Source organism: Mycobacterium sp. Dal123C01 (assembly GCF_052566995.1).
In genome coordinates this window covers 5,337,402-5,351,108 of the sequence record NZ_CP199580.1, presented here as the reverse complement: position 1 = coordinate 5,351,108, position 13,707 = coordinate 5,337,402, and the positions used below count along the sequence as shown (strand labels likewise).

Below are 13,707 nucleotides of genomic sequence, written 5' to 3'. Positions count from 1 at the left end.
CCATTTGAAGTCGACGAGGACAATTCGAGTTATGCGTTATCTGATCGCGGCCGCGGTGCTGGTGACCGCCGCCCTGCTGGGCTGGCCGGCCGCCGCCGCGCCGCCATCGTGTGCCAGCTTGGGCGGCACCGTCGAGGCCGGACAGCTGTGCCATCTGCACGCGGCCGGTCCGATGTACACGCTGAACATGACCTTTCCCGCCGACTACCCCGACCTACAGCCGCTGACCGACTACATCACGCAAAACCGCGACGGGTTCATGGCGGTCGCACAGACGTCCGGGCCCCGCGACCAGCCCTACCAAATGGAGGCGACCACCGAACAGCACAATGCCGGTCAGCCACCGCACAACACCCGCAGCGTGGTGCTGAAGTTCTTCCAGGACGTCGGCGGGTCACACACGTCTACCTGGTACAAAGCGTTCAACTACAACCTCGCGACCAAGCAGCCGATCACTTTCGACAATCTCTTCGCCCCGGGCACGTCGCCGCTGGACGCGATCTTCCCGCTGGTCCAGCGTGACCTGGAACGCCAGAACGCGCTGGGTGCCGCGATATTGCCCTCGTCGGGCCGCGACCCGTCGCACTATCAGAACTTCGCCATCACCGATGACCAGCTGATCTTCTACTTCGCTCCGGGGGAGATGCTGCCCGCGTTCGCCGGCCCCGGCCAAGCGCAGGTACCGCGCAACGCCATCCCGCCGCTGGCTCTATAGGCCTCAGGCCGGGGCGAATCCGTAGACCTGGCCGTCGCTGGTGGTGGCCACCACCCGGCGGTCGTTGCCGACCGCGACCCCGAGGGGGTAACCGGTGGCTGCGGGAAGGGGGTAGCTGTTGACCGTGTGGCCGTTGCCCGGATCGAACACCAGCAACGACATACCCGGAGCATCGGGGCCGCTGACCACCGCGTAGCCGATACCGGTACCGGCCAGGGCCGCCGACGACAACGGGGTGACGTCATCTCGGCGCCAGACCTGATCGGCATGATCCCCGGAATCCTTGAAGGCGGCCAGCCGGGTGTCGGGTCCGCCACCGGACACGATCAGGCCCTGCGGGGTGACCGCGGGCGGCGTCTGGGCCAAAAATCCCAGCGGCACCGACCACTTGGGTTTGCCGTCGGTGGCGTTGAGTGCCCACAACCGTTGGTCGCGGCCATTGACGTAGACGGTCGATCCGTTGGCGGACAGCACCGGGTTGGCGATGACACCGGCGCCGACGGCATCGCTGGTCCACTCGCGGGTCAGCAGGGGATTCTGCCCGCGGTGGTATTTGAGTCCGACCAGCCCCGCCGCGGGAGCATCCGGCTGCCAAACGCCAAGCACCGCCATCCCGTTGGCCGTCGAGAAGGCGGGGGCGGCCGCGACCGGGCAGCCCGGCCGCGCCGGGGCACAATCGGCCAGCCCGCGCATCGAATCCGTCGGGTCGATCCCGTCCACCAGGTCCAGTGGGCTGCCGACCACCTCGCCACGGTGCGCGTCGAAAACCAGCACCTGTCCCAGGTGTGTGCTGACCAGCAGCTGGCCATCCGCCAAAAACCTTGGGGTGGAGGGCATCCCGATCACCGGTTGGCGCCACCGTGTCCACTGGGTCACCGGGAAAGACAGGAAGGCTCCCGGTTGGCCGACGTAGAGATTGTCGAAGCCGTCGAACAGGGGACCGCCGAAGCCGCCGCCCTGGAACAGGCGCACACACCAGCGTTGCCGGCCCTCGTCGTTGTTCTCCCATTCCATCAGCGAACATCCGGCCGGGGTTTGCGCGTTCAGGGCGAGATAGTTGTTCGCGCTCAGCGCGGGTCCGGCCGCCAAACTTCCCTTGACCGACCGTGTCCACTGCAGTGACAGCTTGTTGGCGCCGCTCGTCGTCGTGTAGCTGCTGTTGGCCGCGTCGGCGTATTGCGCCGACCACCCTTGCGCGGCTGCGGCTTCGACCCACGAGTCGGTGTTGCCGCAACCGCCGAGCCCCGCCGCAAGCAAGGCCGTCAGCAATACGGATGACCACCGCCGAAGCCCCGTAACGAGTTGTCGGGCAAGCACCTCGGTTTCCCAAATCCTTCCGCGGGGCGTTGGCATGTGCAGCGATCGAGTACACGTGAGGGTAACCCGTGGCGGCTCGCAGGCCGCTGATTGCCCGGGCTAGGATTTCCGGCCATGACATCCATGTGGGGTGCTCCGGTTCATCGCCGGTGGCGTGGATCAAACCTGCGGGACCCACGCCAGGCCAAGTTCCTGACGCTGGCTTCGCTGAGGTGGGTGCTGAGAAACCGTGCCTACACACCGTGGTACCTGGTGCGCTATTGGCGGCTGCTGAAATTCAAGCTGGCCAATCCGCACATCATCACCCGCGGAATGGTGTTCATCGGCAAGGGCGTCGAGATCCATGCGACACCCGAGTTGTCGCAGCTGGAGATCGGCCGCTGGGTGCACATCGGCGACAAGAACACGATCCGCGCGCATGAGGGCTCGCTGCGGTTCGGCGACAAGGTCGTGCTGGGCCGCGACAACGTGATCAACGCCTACCTCGACATCGAGCTCGGCGATTCGGTGCTGATGGCCGACTGGTGCTACGTCTGCGATTTCGACCACCGGATGGACGACATCACGCTGCCCATCAAGGATCAGGGCATCATCAAGTCCCCGATTCGGATCGGACCGGACACCTGGGTCGGGGTCAAGGTGACGATCTTGCGTGGCACGTCCATCGGGCGGGGTTGCGTGCTCGGCTCGCATGCCGTGGTTCGCGGCGACGTTCCCGACTATTCGATCGCGGTCGGCGCACCGGCCAAGGTGGTCAAGAACCGGCAGCTGTCCTGGGAAAGCTCGGCCGCGCAGCGCGCCGAACTGGCCGCCGCCCTGGCCGATATCGAACGCAAGAAGGCTGCACGCTGACCTCGCCGGGACCGGGCACCTCGGGTGCCAAGCCGGCGCGCCCCGGGTGGGATGTGGCGCTGTCCATCGTGCTGGTAGTCCTCGCCGTCATCGGCTGGGCCGTGGCCGCCGGCATGGAAGTCATGTTCCTGGCCTTCACCGACTACTGTCCCCCCGAGCGGTGCAGCGCGGAACACGCCGCGACGTCGGTCGTGACGTCGATAACGGTGGCGGCCGCCGTCACGCTCATTGGGTCCGTTTGGACGATCATCCGGCTGGTTCGCCGACGGGCGGCCTGGCCGCATGCTGTCGCGACGTTAGCCCTGTCCGCCGCGGTCGAACTGCTTGGCGTCGTGGGTTACTTTGCGGCGGTTGGTCATTGATCGTTCGGGGGCAGGTCCTCAGGCTATGACGACGGCTGGTCGTCGACCACGAAGTGATAGTCGACGGTGCCGGCGTCGACGCCGGTGACGGACACAGTGACCCCGTAGGTCTTGCCGTCGGTGACGAGCTTGCAGCGCAGCGTCGCGCCCTGCACGCCCTTCAGGTTGTCGGGGCACGTCACCGATTCGGGCTTGGTCCCGACCTGCTGCGTGACGTTGTCGTTGATCGCGCTGGCGACCTGGTCCTTGTCGACTGTTTCCACCATGTCGAACTTGACGTCGGTGCCGTTGACGCTGGTCACCGTCACGTTGACGTTATAGGTGGCCCCTTTGACCTTCATCGAGCAGTTCAGCTGCGCGCCCACATTTGCGGGCAGGTCATTGGGGCAGTCGACCGAGTCGGGCTTGTTGCCCGCGGCGTCGGTCAGCTTCTGGGTGATCTGGCTGGCGACATCGCTCTTGCCGACCGCGTGCGACGACGATCCTATCGAACACGAACAGGCGCCGGCGCTGGCCATCAGGCCCGCGGCAGCACCTGAAACCAGCAACGTCCGAACGATCGAGCGGGCCATATCGCCTCCCTGGCGCTTCGACAACTGTGAATCGGCTGATAATTACATGCCAAACAGCTTCGGGTAGGGGAATCCGACAAGATTGTTTCGGTGTCCCGTAACGACGTCGGGTTGCCGGTGCCGGCACGGGTGAGTCGCCCGGTTAGGAACCTATGCCCTGATAGCGGTGCAGGGCTTCGGCCCGCTCGGCGCCGTGGTCGACGATCGGTTTCGGATATCCTTGCGGCCGTTCGCCTTTGCCTAGATGGACGTTGTCCGCGGTAGTCAGCTCGGGAATCCAGCGCCGAATGTAATCCCCAGCGGGATCGAACTTTTCGCCTTGGGTGATCGGGTTGAACACCCGGAAGTAAGGCGCGGCGTCGGTGCCGCACCCGGCGCACCACTGCCAGCCGTGCTGGTTGTTGGCCATGTCACCGTCGGTGAGTTGGTCCAGGAACCATTCGGCACCCCACTGCCACGGCAGATGCAGGTCCTTGACCAGAAACGACGCGACGATCATTCGCACCCGGTTGTGCATGAAGCCGGTCTCGCGGAGTTGACGCATGCCGGCATCGACGATCGGAAACCCGGTTTCGCCGGCCTTCCAGGCCTCGAAGCGGCGTTTGGCTTCGGCGCCGGTGTCGGTCACGATGGTGTCGAAGTCGCTGTTCCAGTTGCGCCAGGTGCTGGCCGGCCAGTGGTGCAGCACATCGGCGTAGAAGTCGCGAAAAGCCAACTCCCGCACGTATGTTTGCGCGCCTGCCGTACGCAAATTCATCGCGGCGAGCATGGTTCGGGGGTGGATGGTGCCGAACTTCAGGTGCGCCGACATCCGGCTGGTGCCTTTGAGGTCCGGCCGGTCACGGTCTTGGGCGTAGCGGTTCAGCCCGCCGTCGACAAAAGCCTCCCATTGCGAAAGTGCCGCCGCCTCACCGGCATCGAGGCCAAGCGCGATTCCGGGGTTGGGGATCTTGCACTGTTTGACCACGCGGGCGGGATCGAGCCACCGTGCGGAATCGGCACTCGATTGCGCCGGTTTCCGCCATCCCACTGCACGCCACTTCCGGAGAAACGGTGTGAATACCCGGTAGGGCTCGCCGTCGTCCTTGGTGACGCGGCCTGGCGAAACCAGGTACGGCGACCCCGTCGTCACCAAAGGCACCGCACCCAGCGCCGTGCGTACCCGTTCGTCGCGGCGCCTTCCGTACGGCGCGAAATCCTGCGAGATGTGCACCGACGTCGCCTCGACCTTCTTGGCAATGCGTGGAATCTGCTCTTCGGCGAGCCCACGAGTCACCAACAGCCGACCATCGAGGTCGTCGCGCAGTTGCCGCAGCGTGTCACCCATAAATTGCAGGCGGCGCTGGCCCGACGACCGCTCGAGCCGTGGATCGACCACAAAGCAGGCAAGCACGTCGTCGCTGTCGGCCGCGGCGAGCAGCGCGGGATGATCGCGCAGTCGCAGGTCGCGGCGAAACCACAACAGCGCGGGCACTATTGGGCGTGGCGGTTGAGTCGCCAGATATGGGTGGACAGCACGGTAGCGAAGGCACACCACACCGGGTACGGCGACAGCGCCACGCCGGCGCGTGGATCCGCCGCGGCCGTCCGGCGGGCCAGGTCGGCGCTGCTGAGCGTGAGTGCGGCTGCGCCGAGCACCGAAGCCCCGAGCTTGTGAAAACGGAAGAAGAGCCAACTCCATCCGGCGTTGAGGAGCAGGTTGATGCTCAATGCCGCGGCATAGCTACGCGCCTTGTCGTGCTGTCCCGTCGCGCGGAGCTTGTCCAGCGCCACCGCGGAGGTGGTCGCGATGTCGGCGTAGAGAGCGGTCCACACCACGGGGAAGGCGGCACCGGGTGGCTGGTACGCGGGTTTGCGCAGCCGCGAGTACCAGGCGGGCACGCGTCGTGGGCTGGCGATGCTTCCGGTGCCTGCGGCCACGGCAACGGCAAGTGCCGTCGCGGCCAGGGTCGAGCGCTTCATAGCCAGCTCCTTTCCTGTGGCATCGAATTATCTTGCTGCTCAACAGTGTTAGCGTTGGCGGGATCGGTGGGCCACCAGATGTCCGGACCGATCAAGGCGAACAGCGCGGGGATGACCAGCGTGCGCACCACGAAGGTGTCGAGCAGGATGCCCAGGCCGACGATGATGCCGAGCTGCGCCATCACGATCAGCGGTAATACTCCCAGCACGTAGAACACGGCGGCCAAAACGATTCCCGCGCTGGTGATGACGCCACCGGTGGCCGACACCGCGCGGACCATGCCGTCGCGGGCGCCGTGCCGCGCCGCCTCCTCGCGCGCTCGGGTGACCAGAAAGATGGTGTAGTCCACGCCGAGAGCGGCCAGGAACAGGAACGCGAAGAGCGGGGTGCTGTTGTCCAGGGCGGGAAACCCGAAGGCGTGCAGGCTGATCCAGCTGCCGAGGCCGAGCGCGGCCAGCGCACCGAGGATCGTTGCGGTCAGCAGAATCGGTGGCGCGGCCACCGAGCGCAGGAGCGCGTACAGGACAATCAGAATCACGGCCAGGATCGCCGGGATCAACATCAGCCGGTCGTGCGCGGCGGCGTCACGGACGTCGAGCGCCGCAGCATCGGGTCCGCCGACCAGCGCGTCAGGGGCGGCGGACTTCGTCGAATTCCGCAGCCCCGCAACGGTTGCGAATGCCCGATCGGATGACGGCGCGGACTCGGTCACCACCGACCACTTCGTCAGGCCGGATGTCGACTGACCCGCTTCGGTCGCCGAGACCACACCGGGGGTAGCGACGATCGCAGCCCGCACCTGCGACGCCCGGGCGGTCGGGGCGACGACCAGCGTGGGGTTGGCCAGGCCGGCCGGAAAGTGCGCGGCCAACACGTCGTAGCCGGACACTGAGTCCGCCTGCACCCGGAACTGCTCGGTCTGCGACAAGCCGATTCGGGTTCCGAGCAGGCCACTGGCCAGGGCCGCCAGCACCGCGATCGCGACGGCCGCGACCACGGCGGGGCGACGGGCCACCCGTTCGGCGACCCGGTGCCAGGCTCCGGAATCGAGGGTCGCGGCGCCGTCGGGCTGGGGGATGAGAGGCCAAAACAGTCGCCTGCCGCACAATGCGAGCAGCGGCGGCAGCACCACAAAGACCGATCCCGCGGCGACGACCAGTCCGCAGGCGGCCAGCGCCCCGAGGCTGCGGGTGCTGGGCGTCGACGCGAAGAGCAGGGTGAGCAACGCCAGCACCACGGTGGCATTGCTGGCGACAATGGCCGGCCCGGCCGTGCGCACCGCGCGGCGCAACGCGTCACGGTGCTCGGCGTGGCTCCGAAGCTCTTGCCGGTAGCGGGAAATCAGCAGCAGCGCGTAGTTGGTGCCCGCCCCGAACACCAACACGCTGGTGATGCCGGAGGTCGCGCCGTCGAAGCTCAACCCGGTCAGCGATGCCACCGCGGTGCCCAGCGCCGCCGCGACCCGATCGGCGAATCCGATCACGAGCAGCGGGGCCAGCCACAGCACCGGCGAGCGGTAGGTGGCGATCAGCAACAGCGCCACCACCGATGCCGTCACCGCCAGCAAGGTGATGTTGGCGTCGGTGAACGCGTTGGCGATATCGGCGCCGAATGCCGGGCCGCCGGTGATGTGGGCCTGCAGACCGGCGGCCAAGCCGGCGTTGGCGGCGGTGCGTAGTGCGGTGACGCCGTCGGAAAGGACCATTCCGGATAAATCGGTGCGGATGGGCACCCCGCCGATGGCCGCCTTGCCGTCCGCCGACACCATGGGTGGTCGCCGGTCAGCCGCTCCGAAGGGCGCAACGACGGCCTGCATCCGGTCGCGGGCGGCACGGGCCGCGGCAACGTCGTCGGAGTTCAGCGCCGCGCCGTCGGCGCGGCTGACCACCAGAAGCAGGGGAACCCGGTCGCCCCCGGGGAATTGGCGGGCCAAGGCGTCGAGCTTTGCGGAGTCCGAGCCGACCGGCACCGACAGTGGCGCCTGGCCGGCTGCCGCGTTCCCGCCGATCAATGCGATGAAGCCGATACCCAGCAGGACCGCGGCCAATCCGAGCCGCCACGGGCGGCGGCCCGTCACGGCCGCGGACAGACGCTGCCACATCACGACCTCAGCATTTCCAGCAATTCAGTGAATTAAACATTAAATAACTGAAATGGCCAGTAAATGAAGATATGCTGCGCACGGGTATGGACGCTGACGAGCAACGCTCCGGCCGGGAGGCCTTGGAGTCGCTGATGTCGGCCGATCTGCGCGAGATGTCAACCGAATCCGACCAGATCGGCCGACTGTTCGCGGCGTCTCACGATGTGCGGGCCACCGATTTCCGCGCCCTGCTGCACATCATGGTCGCCGAAACCAGCGGGCGGCCGATGACGTCGGGCGACCTGTCCCAGCGGATGGGTCTGTCGGGTGCCGCGATCACCTATCTGGTGGACCGGCTGATCGAGTCCGGCCACATCTGGCGCGACTCGCATCCCGGCGACCGGCGCAAAGTCATCCTGCGTTTTGCCGAACCCGGCCTCGACACGGCCCGGTCGTTCTTCACCCCGCTGGGCGTGCACACCCGCGAGGCAATGCAGGACCTGCCCGACGCCGATCTGGCGGCCGCACACCGGGTCTTTGCCGCGCTGGTCGCCGCGATGCAACGCTTCCAGGGCGGATTGGGCACTGCCCGGCCGTGATTCGCGGCATCCGGGCCGGTTCACGGCGCGCTACGCCCGAGCAGGTGGCGCAAGGCGCCGTCCAGGTCGGGTTGGCGAAACCGGTGTCCGGCCTGGCTGAGCTGCTGGGCAATGACACGCTGGCTGGCGCAGGCCAATTCGCGGGCGCCCTGCGCGCCGAGCAATAGCCGGGGCCCCAGTGACGGAACGGGCAGCACCGCGGGCCGCCGCAGCACGTGGGCCAGGGTGCGGGTGTATTCGGCGTTACGGACCGGTTGTGGGGCAACAGCATTCACCGCACCGGACAGGGTGGTATCCCACAGCGCCCGGTGATACACGTCGACCAGATCGTCAATCCCTATCCAGGACAACCACTGTCGGCCGTCACCGAGCCGGCCGCCCAACCCGGCGCTGAACAGCGGACGCATCAGCTTCAGCGTGCCGCCGCGGGGGGACTGCACGATGCCGGTGCGCACCCGCACCACTCGCACCCCGGCCTGCGTGGCCGGCGCGGTCGCGTTCTCCCAGTCTTCGACGACGTCAGCCAGAAACCCGTCGCCGCGCTCACTTGCCTCGGTGAGCGCCTCGTCGCCGCGGTCGTATCCGTAATAGCCGACCGCCGACGCCGAAACCAGGACCGCAGGGCGATCTGCGGTGTTTGCCAGCAGTTCGGCTAATCGGCGGGTCGGGCCAATACGGCTGTCGCGCACCGCGTTCCGATGTTTGTCGGTAAACCGGCCGGCAATCGACGCGCCGGCCAGATGAATAACCGCGTCGACCCCGGCCAACAGATCCGGGTCAGGGTCCCCGGGATTCCACTGGCGTTCGTCGCTACCGTGTGCGGTGCCGCGAACCAGATGGATCACGCGATGGCCGCCGGTACGCAAAAACGCGGACACCGCCGAACCGACCAGTCCCGACGACCCGGTGATGGCGACGGTTGACGGGGCCAGGCCCCGCTCGGCGGCCAGCCGGTGCGCGGCCAGATCGTCGCCCAGTTGGCGGTGCCGATAGATGAACATCGGACGCAGCGCGGCACCGGGCACCGGTGTTTGGACGCGGTCGATCACCCGGGTGCGGTTGTCGCCGAGGTCCTCGAATTCGTGGATGTGTCGCCACCGTACGGCGATGCGGGCCGGCAGCGAGGCCAGTCCGGCACTGCCGATGGCGTCGACGAAGCGCCGCGGCGGGTCGTAGCAGTCGGCCTGGTGCTCGGCCACCCAGCGCAGGCCGCCCGGCAGGGAGAGTTCAGCTCGCCCGTCCTTCAGGGAGCCGGCCTCAGTCACCAGCCGCATCGGCGCCCACGGCGGCGATAGCCGCTCGAAGGCACCTGGTCGTGCGTACCAGGCGAACACGTCGTCGCGCGGCGCGTCGACCACGCTCGAATACTCAAGTCCCATTGTCGAGGGTTACCCAATGACCACGCGGGCATGCGCCGGGGCATCGGGGTAATGCGTGCGGCTCAGCGGTCGGGCAGAGCGTGCTCGATGATGGGCAGGCGGGGCAGCGGCTGACGCTCACCGCGCTTGGCCGCCACATACACCTGCGCGGTCTGGTCGGCCACCGTGTGCCAGTCGAAATCTGAGGTGAGCCGTTCGCGGGCGGCGCGAGCGCGCTGCTGGGCGGCGGCCGGATCGTCGAGCGCGGTGCGCACCGCCGCCGCCAGTCCCGCCACGTCGCGGGGCGCACACGACACTCCGGTCTGCCCGTTGATCACCGCTTCGCCCAGGCCGCCGATATTGGACGTCACCAGCGGAGTGCCGGCCGCGGCGGCCTCCAGCGCGACGAGGCCGAACGGCTCGTAATGGCTGGGGAACACCGCGGCGTCGGCCCGGTGCAGCGCCGCCAACAGTTCGTCATGGTGAAGGTGCCCGACGAAACGAGTTGCCTTGAGTACCCGGTATTTACGAGCCTGCTCGACGAGCCAGTCCTGCTGGGTTCCATCACCGGCGATGGTCAACGTGGTACCCGGGTTGGTGCGCCTGATCCGCGGCAGCGCGGCGATCAGGTCGTGCACGCCCTTTTCGTACTCCAGGCGCCCGACGTAGAGCAGTTCGGCCGGCCCGGTGTGTGGGCGCCGCGGCGCGAACGGCCAGCGCGCCGCGTCAATACCGTTGCGGATCACGGTTGTTTCGGCCAGGCCGGGACCGAACAGCTCGGTGATCTCGTCACTCATCGACGCCGAACATGTGATCAGCGAATCGGATTCACGCACCAGCCACGATTCGGCCGCGTGCACCTGGCGGCTGATCGCTCCGGAAACCCAGCCCGAATGCCTGCCGGCCTCGGTCGCGTGAATCGTGGAAACCATTGGCACGTCGTAGAATTGGGCGAGCGCAATGGCGGGGTGGGCGACCAGCCAATCGTGCGCGTGCACCACGTCGGGACGCCAGGACCGGTCGGTGCCGTGTTTCTGCTCGTGCAGCTTTGGAGGCAGTCCGGCGCGGATCATCGCGTGACCCATGGCCAGAGTCCAGGCCATCATGTCGGTGCCGAAGCCGAATTCGTGCGGATCCTGTGCGGCCGCGATCACCCGGACGCCCTCGCTGATCTCGTCCGACGATGGATGCGTGCTGGGATCGGTGCCCGACGGACGCCGGGACAGCACGACCACGTCATGGCCGGCGGCGGCCAGCGCGGTCGACAGGTGATGCACGTGGCGGCCGAGCCCGCCGATCACGACCGGCGGGTATTCCCACGACACCATCAGGATCTTCATCGGGGCAGCCTTCGGGCATCCAGGGCGCCGAACAGGCCGTCGGCGCGGTTCCACCCCTCGGCCAGCCGCTGCGCGGTGTCGCGACGGCCCGAGGCCAACGCTCCGGCGATCTCGCGAGTGGCGTGTGCGTGTAGGTGAGCACGGTAGCGGGCGTAGTCGGCGGCCGAGTCCTTGCTGACCATGAACGGCCAGTCACTGGACACGGTGAGCAGCGTCTCGCGCAGGATCTGGTCGGCGACGCGATCACGGGGGATGGGCCCGTCCAGCGACAGTGCCTTGTCGACGGCGCTCAGCGCGGTGTCGACGACTTCGTTGTTGAGCTGGACCAGGTCGGCCACCTTGTCGCCGGCCCACACCTGCCAGTCTTTGCCCGAACCCCACGAGCTGGGCGGCAGCGCGACCGACTCGCCGACGAATCCGCCGGCGAGCGCGTCGCTGAGGGTGCCTACCCGCACACCGGCGGCGGGCAACGCCCGCAGCACCCGCGCCAGCCAGGTCGGGCCCTCGTACCACCAGTGGCCGAACAGCTCGGTGTCGAAGGCGGCAACGACGTGCGCCGGGCGCCCGATGCGCTCGGACTCGCTGTACAGCCGGTTCCGGACCATGTCGACGAAGTCGGCGACGTGGGTGTCGACGGCGCGGTCGGCGCGCTCCGGGTCGTAGGGCGCCTTGGCCTCCGAGGACACGTTGCGGCCGGTGACCCGCGCCGGCTTGAGCCCGGTCAGGTGGTCGTAGGTGTGGAAGTCACGGTAGGCGGCGTGCCCGGGGTAGCCGGATTTCGGTGACCACACCCGGTAACTGACCTGTAAGTCCCGTCCGAATGCCACCACGTCGCTGTCGCCGACGGGCCGGCCCAGCGCGGTGTCGCCGTGCAGCGATGGGCCGTCGACCATGAAGTGGGTGATCCCCGCGGCGGCGTAGTCATGTTCCATCCCGGGGGCGTAGGCGCACTCGGGCGCCCAGATGCCGGCGGGGCGATGTGCCAGCCGCAGCTGCGCGTCGGCGAGGCCTTCGCGCAGCGCGAACTCGCGCAGCCGCGGCGCCAGCAGTGGCTGGAACGGGTGGGCCAGCGGGCCGCCGAGCAACTCCACCGTCCCGGCGTCGATCAGGCTGCGCAGCAGTGGGCTGCCGCCGTGCCGCCACAGGGTGGCGAAGTCGTCGAGCGCCCGATCCGCCTCCGCGCATTCAAGAACCCCGAACTCCCGCAAGGCTTCCGGAGTGCAGGATAGGTAGCCGGCCGACTTCGATTTGGGAATCGACCGCACGCTGGCGGCCTCTGCCGCCCGTAGTCGCCAGTTGGCCAGCCAGTGATGCATGCCGTCGAGGCAGTACGGGTCGTCGAGCTGGGCATTGACCACCGGCGTGATGCCGAGGGTGATCAGCCGGTGACGATCCTCGTCGGCCAGCGTGCGCAGCACCCGCATCAACGGCAGATAGGCCGCCGCCCAGGACTGGTAGAGCCATTCCTCGCCGACCGGCCAGCGGCCATGATGGGCCAGCCACGGCAGGTGGGTATGCAGCACCAGCGTGAACATGCCGGGTACCGGGGTGGTGGATGTGCTCACGGCCGTACCGCGATCGCGATCAGATCCAGGCTGCCATCGATGTCCCGGTCGCCGGATGCCACCAGGTCGAAGTCGTCGGTGGTGACGGCGGCGACGTCGGCCGCCAGCTCGGGCGGCCATGGCACTCCCTCGTCGCTGGCCACCGCCAGTGCGATCTGCGCGTCGATGATCGAGCCGCCGTGGCGGGCGTCCATCTCTTGCAGGCGCGCGCCGTGGAACACGCCGCTGACCGACACCTGGGAGAAACCCGCGTCGACCAGCAGTTCGGTCAACTCGCCGGCGTTCAGTTCCCTCGTGTGAAACGGGTTGATCGGGGTGTCACGGCCCGGGGAGAAGGTGACGCGGTTGGGCGTCGACATCATCAGCAACCCCGAAGGACGCAGCACCCGGGCGCACTCCGTGACGAATTGGGCCTGGTCCCACAGGTGCTCGATGACCTGGAAATTCACCACGACGTCCATTGACGCGTCGGGCAGCGGCAGCTTGGCGAGGTTGGCCTGCATGACTTCTACCCGGGGATAGCGGCTCCGCACGTGGGCCACCGCCGACTCGTCGTAATCGACCGCGACGACCCGCCGGGCGGTGTCGGCGAGCAAATCGGCTCCGTAACCTTCGCCACATCCGGCCTCGAGCACGTCACGGCCCACACAGCGCGTTGCCAGGCGCTGGTACACCACTTGGTGGCGCCGGAACCAGTAGTTCTCGATGTCCAGGTCAGGGATGGTGCGCTCGCCCGTCAGCGTCAACACCGCTGGGGTGCCTGGTGAGACCGCCGGTGCGGTGCCGTCGGGGATGCCGTGGGGAACGTCGGGGACGAATGCGCTCATTGCATAGGGAGGCTAACGCTAAGTGTCGGATTAGCGAACCGCCAGTGGGGTAGCCCCCCGCTGGCAGGGAGAGACAGGCCGCAAGAACGTGCAGTACGACCCGCTATGGTGTGATGGCAGGCTGCACAAAGTTACCCAGTAGTAACACGACCGT

At 67.8% G+C, this 13,707-nt stretch carries 13 protein-coding genes; 4 read left to right on the top strand and 9 right to left on the bottom strand.

Annotated elements, in window-relative coordinates; all coding sequences use genetic code 11:
* Positions 1 to 31: 31 nt before the first annotated feature.
* Positions 32 to 715, top strand: coding sequence for an esterase (locus ACTXG5_RS24975; RefSeq protein ID WP_445161338.1), 684 nt, complete (start codon positions 32 to 34; stop codon positions 713 to 715).
* A gap of 3 nt (positions 716 to 718) precedes the next feature.
* Here ACTXG5_RS24975 and ACTXG5_RS24970 read toward each other — a convergent pair whose 3' ends face one another.
* On the bottom strand, positions 719 to 2,068 hold the full coding sequence (locus tag ACTXG5_RS24970; protein WP_445161337.1) for an outer membrane protein assembly factor BamB family protein: 1,350 nt from the start codon (positions 2,066 to 2,068) through the stop codon (positions 719 to 721).
* 78 nt (positions 2,069 to 2,146) lie between these two features.
* On the opposite strand from ACTXG5_RS24970, the gene ACTXG5_RS24965 reads away from it, so the two are divergent.
* Both ACTXG5_RS24965 and ACTXG5_RS24960 read left to right on the top strand, forming a co-directional pair.
* On the top strand, positions 2,147 to 2,884 hold the full coding sequence (locus tag ACTXG5_RS24965; RefSeq protein ID WP_445161336.1) for an acyltransferase: 738 nt from the start codon (positions 2,147 to 2,149) through the stop codon (positions 2,882 to 2,884).
* A gap of 53 nt (positions 2,885 to 2,937) precedes the next feature.
* Complete coding sequence (locus ACTXG5_RS24960; protein ID WP_445161335.1) at positions 2,938 to 3,246, top strand: hypothetical protein; 309 nt, start codon at positions 2,938 to 2,940, stop codon at positions 3,244 to 3,246.
* A 23-nt stretch (positions 3,247 to 3,269) separates the two neighbouring features.
* Here ACTXG5_RS24960 and ACTXG5_RS24955 read toward each other — a convergent pair whose 3' ends face one another.
* The 4 genes from ACTXG5_RS24955 to ACTXG5_RS24940 form a co-directional block, all read right to left on the bottom strand.
* Positions 3,270 to 3,818, bottom strand: a complete 549-nt coding sequence (locus tag ACTXG5_RS24955) for a DUF4333 domain-containing protein (protein WP_445161334.1) — start codon at positions 3,816 to 3,818, stop codon at positions 3,270 to 3,272.
* 142 nt (positions 3,819 to 3,960) lie between these two features.
* Complete coding sequence (locus tag ACTXG5_RS24950) at positions 3,961 to 5,292, bottom strand: cryptochrome/photolyase family protein (RefSeq protein ID WP_445161333.1); 1,332 nt, start codon at positions 5,290 to 5,292, stop codon at positions 3,961 to 3,963.
* A complete protein-coding gene (locus ACTXG5_RS24945) occupies positions 5,292 to 5,780 on the bottom strand; it encodes a TspO/MBR family protein (RefSeq protein ID WP_445161332.1) in 489 nt (162 codons plus the stop codon). Before ACTXG5_RS24945 ends, ACTXG5_RS24950 begins: the two co-directional genes overlap by 1 nt.
* Positions 5,777 to 7,882 carry an MMPL family transporter gene (locus ACTXG5_RS24940; RefSeq protein WP_445164582.1) on the bottom strand — a complete coding sequence of 702 codons (2,106 nt, stop codon included), beginning with the start codon at positions 7,880 to 7,882 and terminating at the stop codon, positions 5,777 to 5,779. The genes ACTXG5_RS24945 and ACTXG5_RS24940 overlap by 4 nt, the downstream gene beginning before the upstream one ends.
* A gap of 71 nt (positions 7,883 to 7,953) precedes the next feature.
* Here ACTXG5_RS24940 and ACTXG5_RS24935 point away from each other — a divergent pair, with 71 nt between their 5' ends.
* Positions 7,954 to 8,463 carry a MarR family winged helix-turn-helix transcriptional regulator gene (locus ACTXG5_RS24935; RefSeq protein ID WP_445161331.1) on the top strand — a complete coding sequence of 170 codons (510 nt, stop codon included), beginning with the start codon at positions 7,954 to 7,956 and terminating at the stop codon, positions 8,461 to 8,463.
* Positions 8,464 to 8,483: 20 nt separating this feature from the next.
* Here the strand turns inward: ACTXG5_RS24935 and ACTXG5_RS24930 are convergent, their stop codons facing one another.
* From ACTXG5_RS24930 to ACTXG5_RS24915, 4 genes are all read right to left on the bottom strand, one after another.
* The gene (locus ACTXG5_RS24930; RefSeq protein WP_445161330.1) at positions 8,484 to 9,842 is read right to left on the bottom strand and encodes a TIGR01777 family oxidoreductase; all 1,359 of its coding nucleotides are present in this window, start codon (positions 9,840 to 9,842) and stop codon (positions 8,484 to 8,486) included.
* Positions 9,843 to 9,904: 62 nt separating this feature from the next.
* Complete coding sequence (locus tag ACTXG5_RS24925) at positions 9,905 to 11,161, bottom strand: glycosyltransferase family 4 protein (RefSeq protein ID WP_445161329.1); 1,257 nt, start codon at positions 11,159 to 11,161, stop codon at positions 9,905 to 9,907.
* Complete coding sequence (locus ACTXG5_RS24920; RefSeq protein WP_445161328.1) at positions 11,158 to 12,726, bottom strand: 1,4-alpha-glucan branching protein domain-containing protein; 1,569 nt, start codon at positions 12,724 to 12,726, stop codon at positions 11,158 to 11,160. Before ACTXG5_RS24920 ends, ACTXG5_RS24925 begins: the two co-directional genes overlap by 4 nt.
* Positions 12,723 to 13,553, bottom strand: coding sequence for a class I SAM-dependent methyltransferase (locus tag ACTXG5_RS24915; RefSeq protein ID WP_445161327.1), 831 nt, complete (start codon positions 13,551 to 13,553; stop codon positions 12,723 to 12,725). The genes ACTXG5_RS24920 and ACTXG5_RS24915 overlap by 4 nt, the downstream gene beginning before the upstream one ends.
* Positions 13,554 to 13,707: the final 154 nt, after the last annotated feature.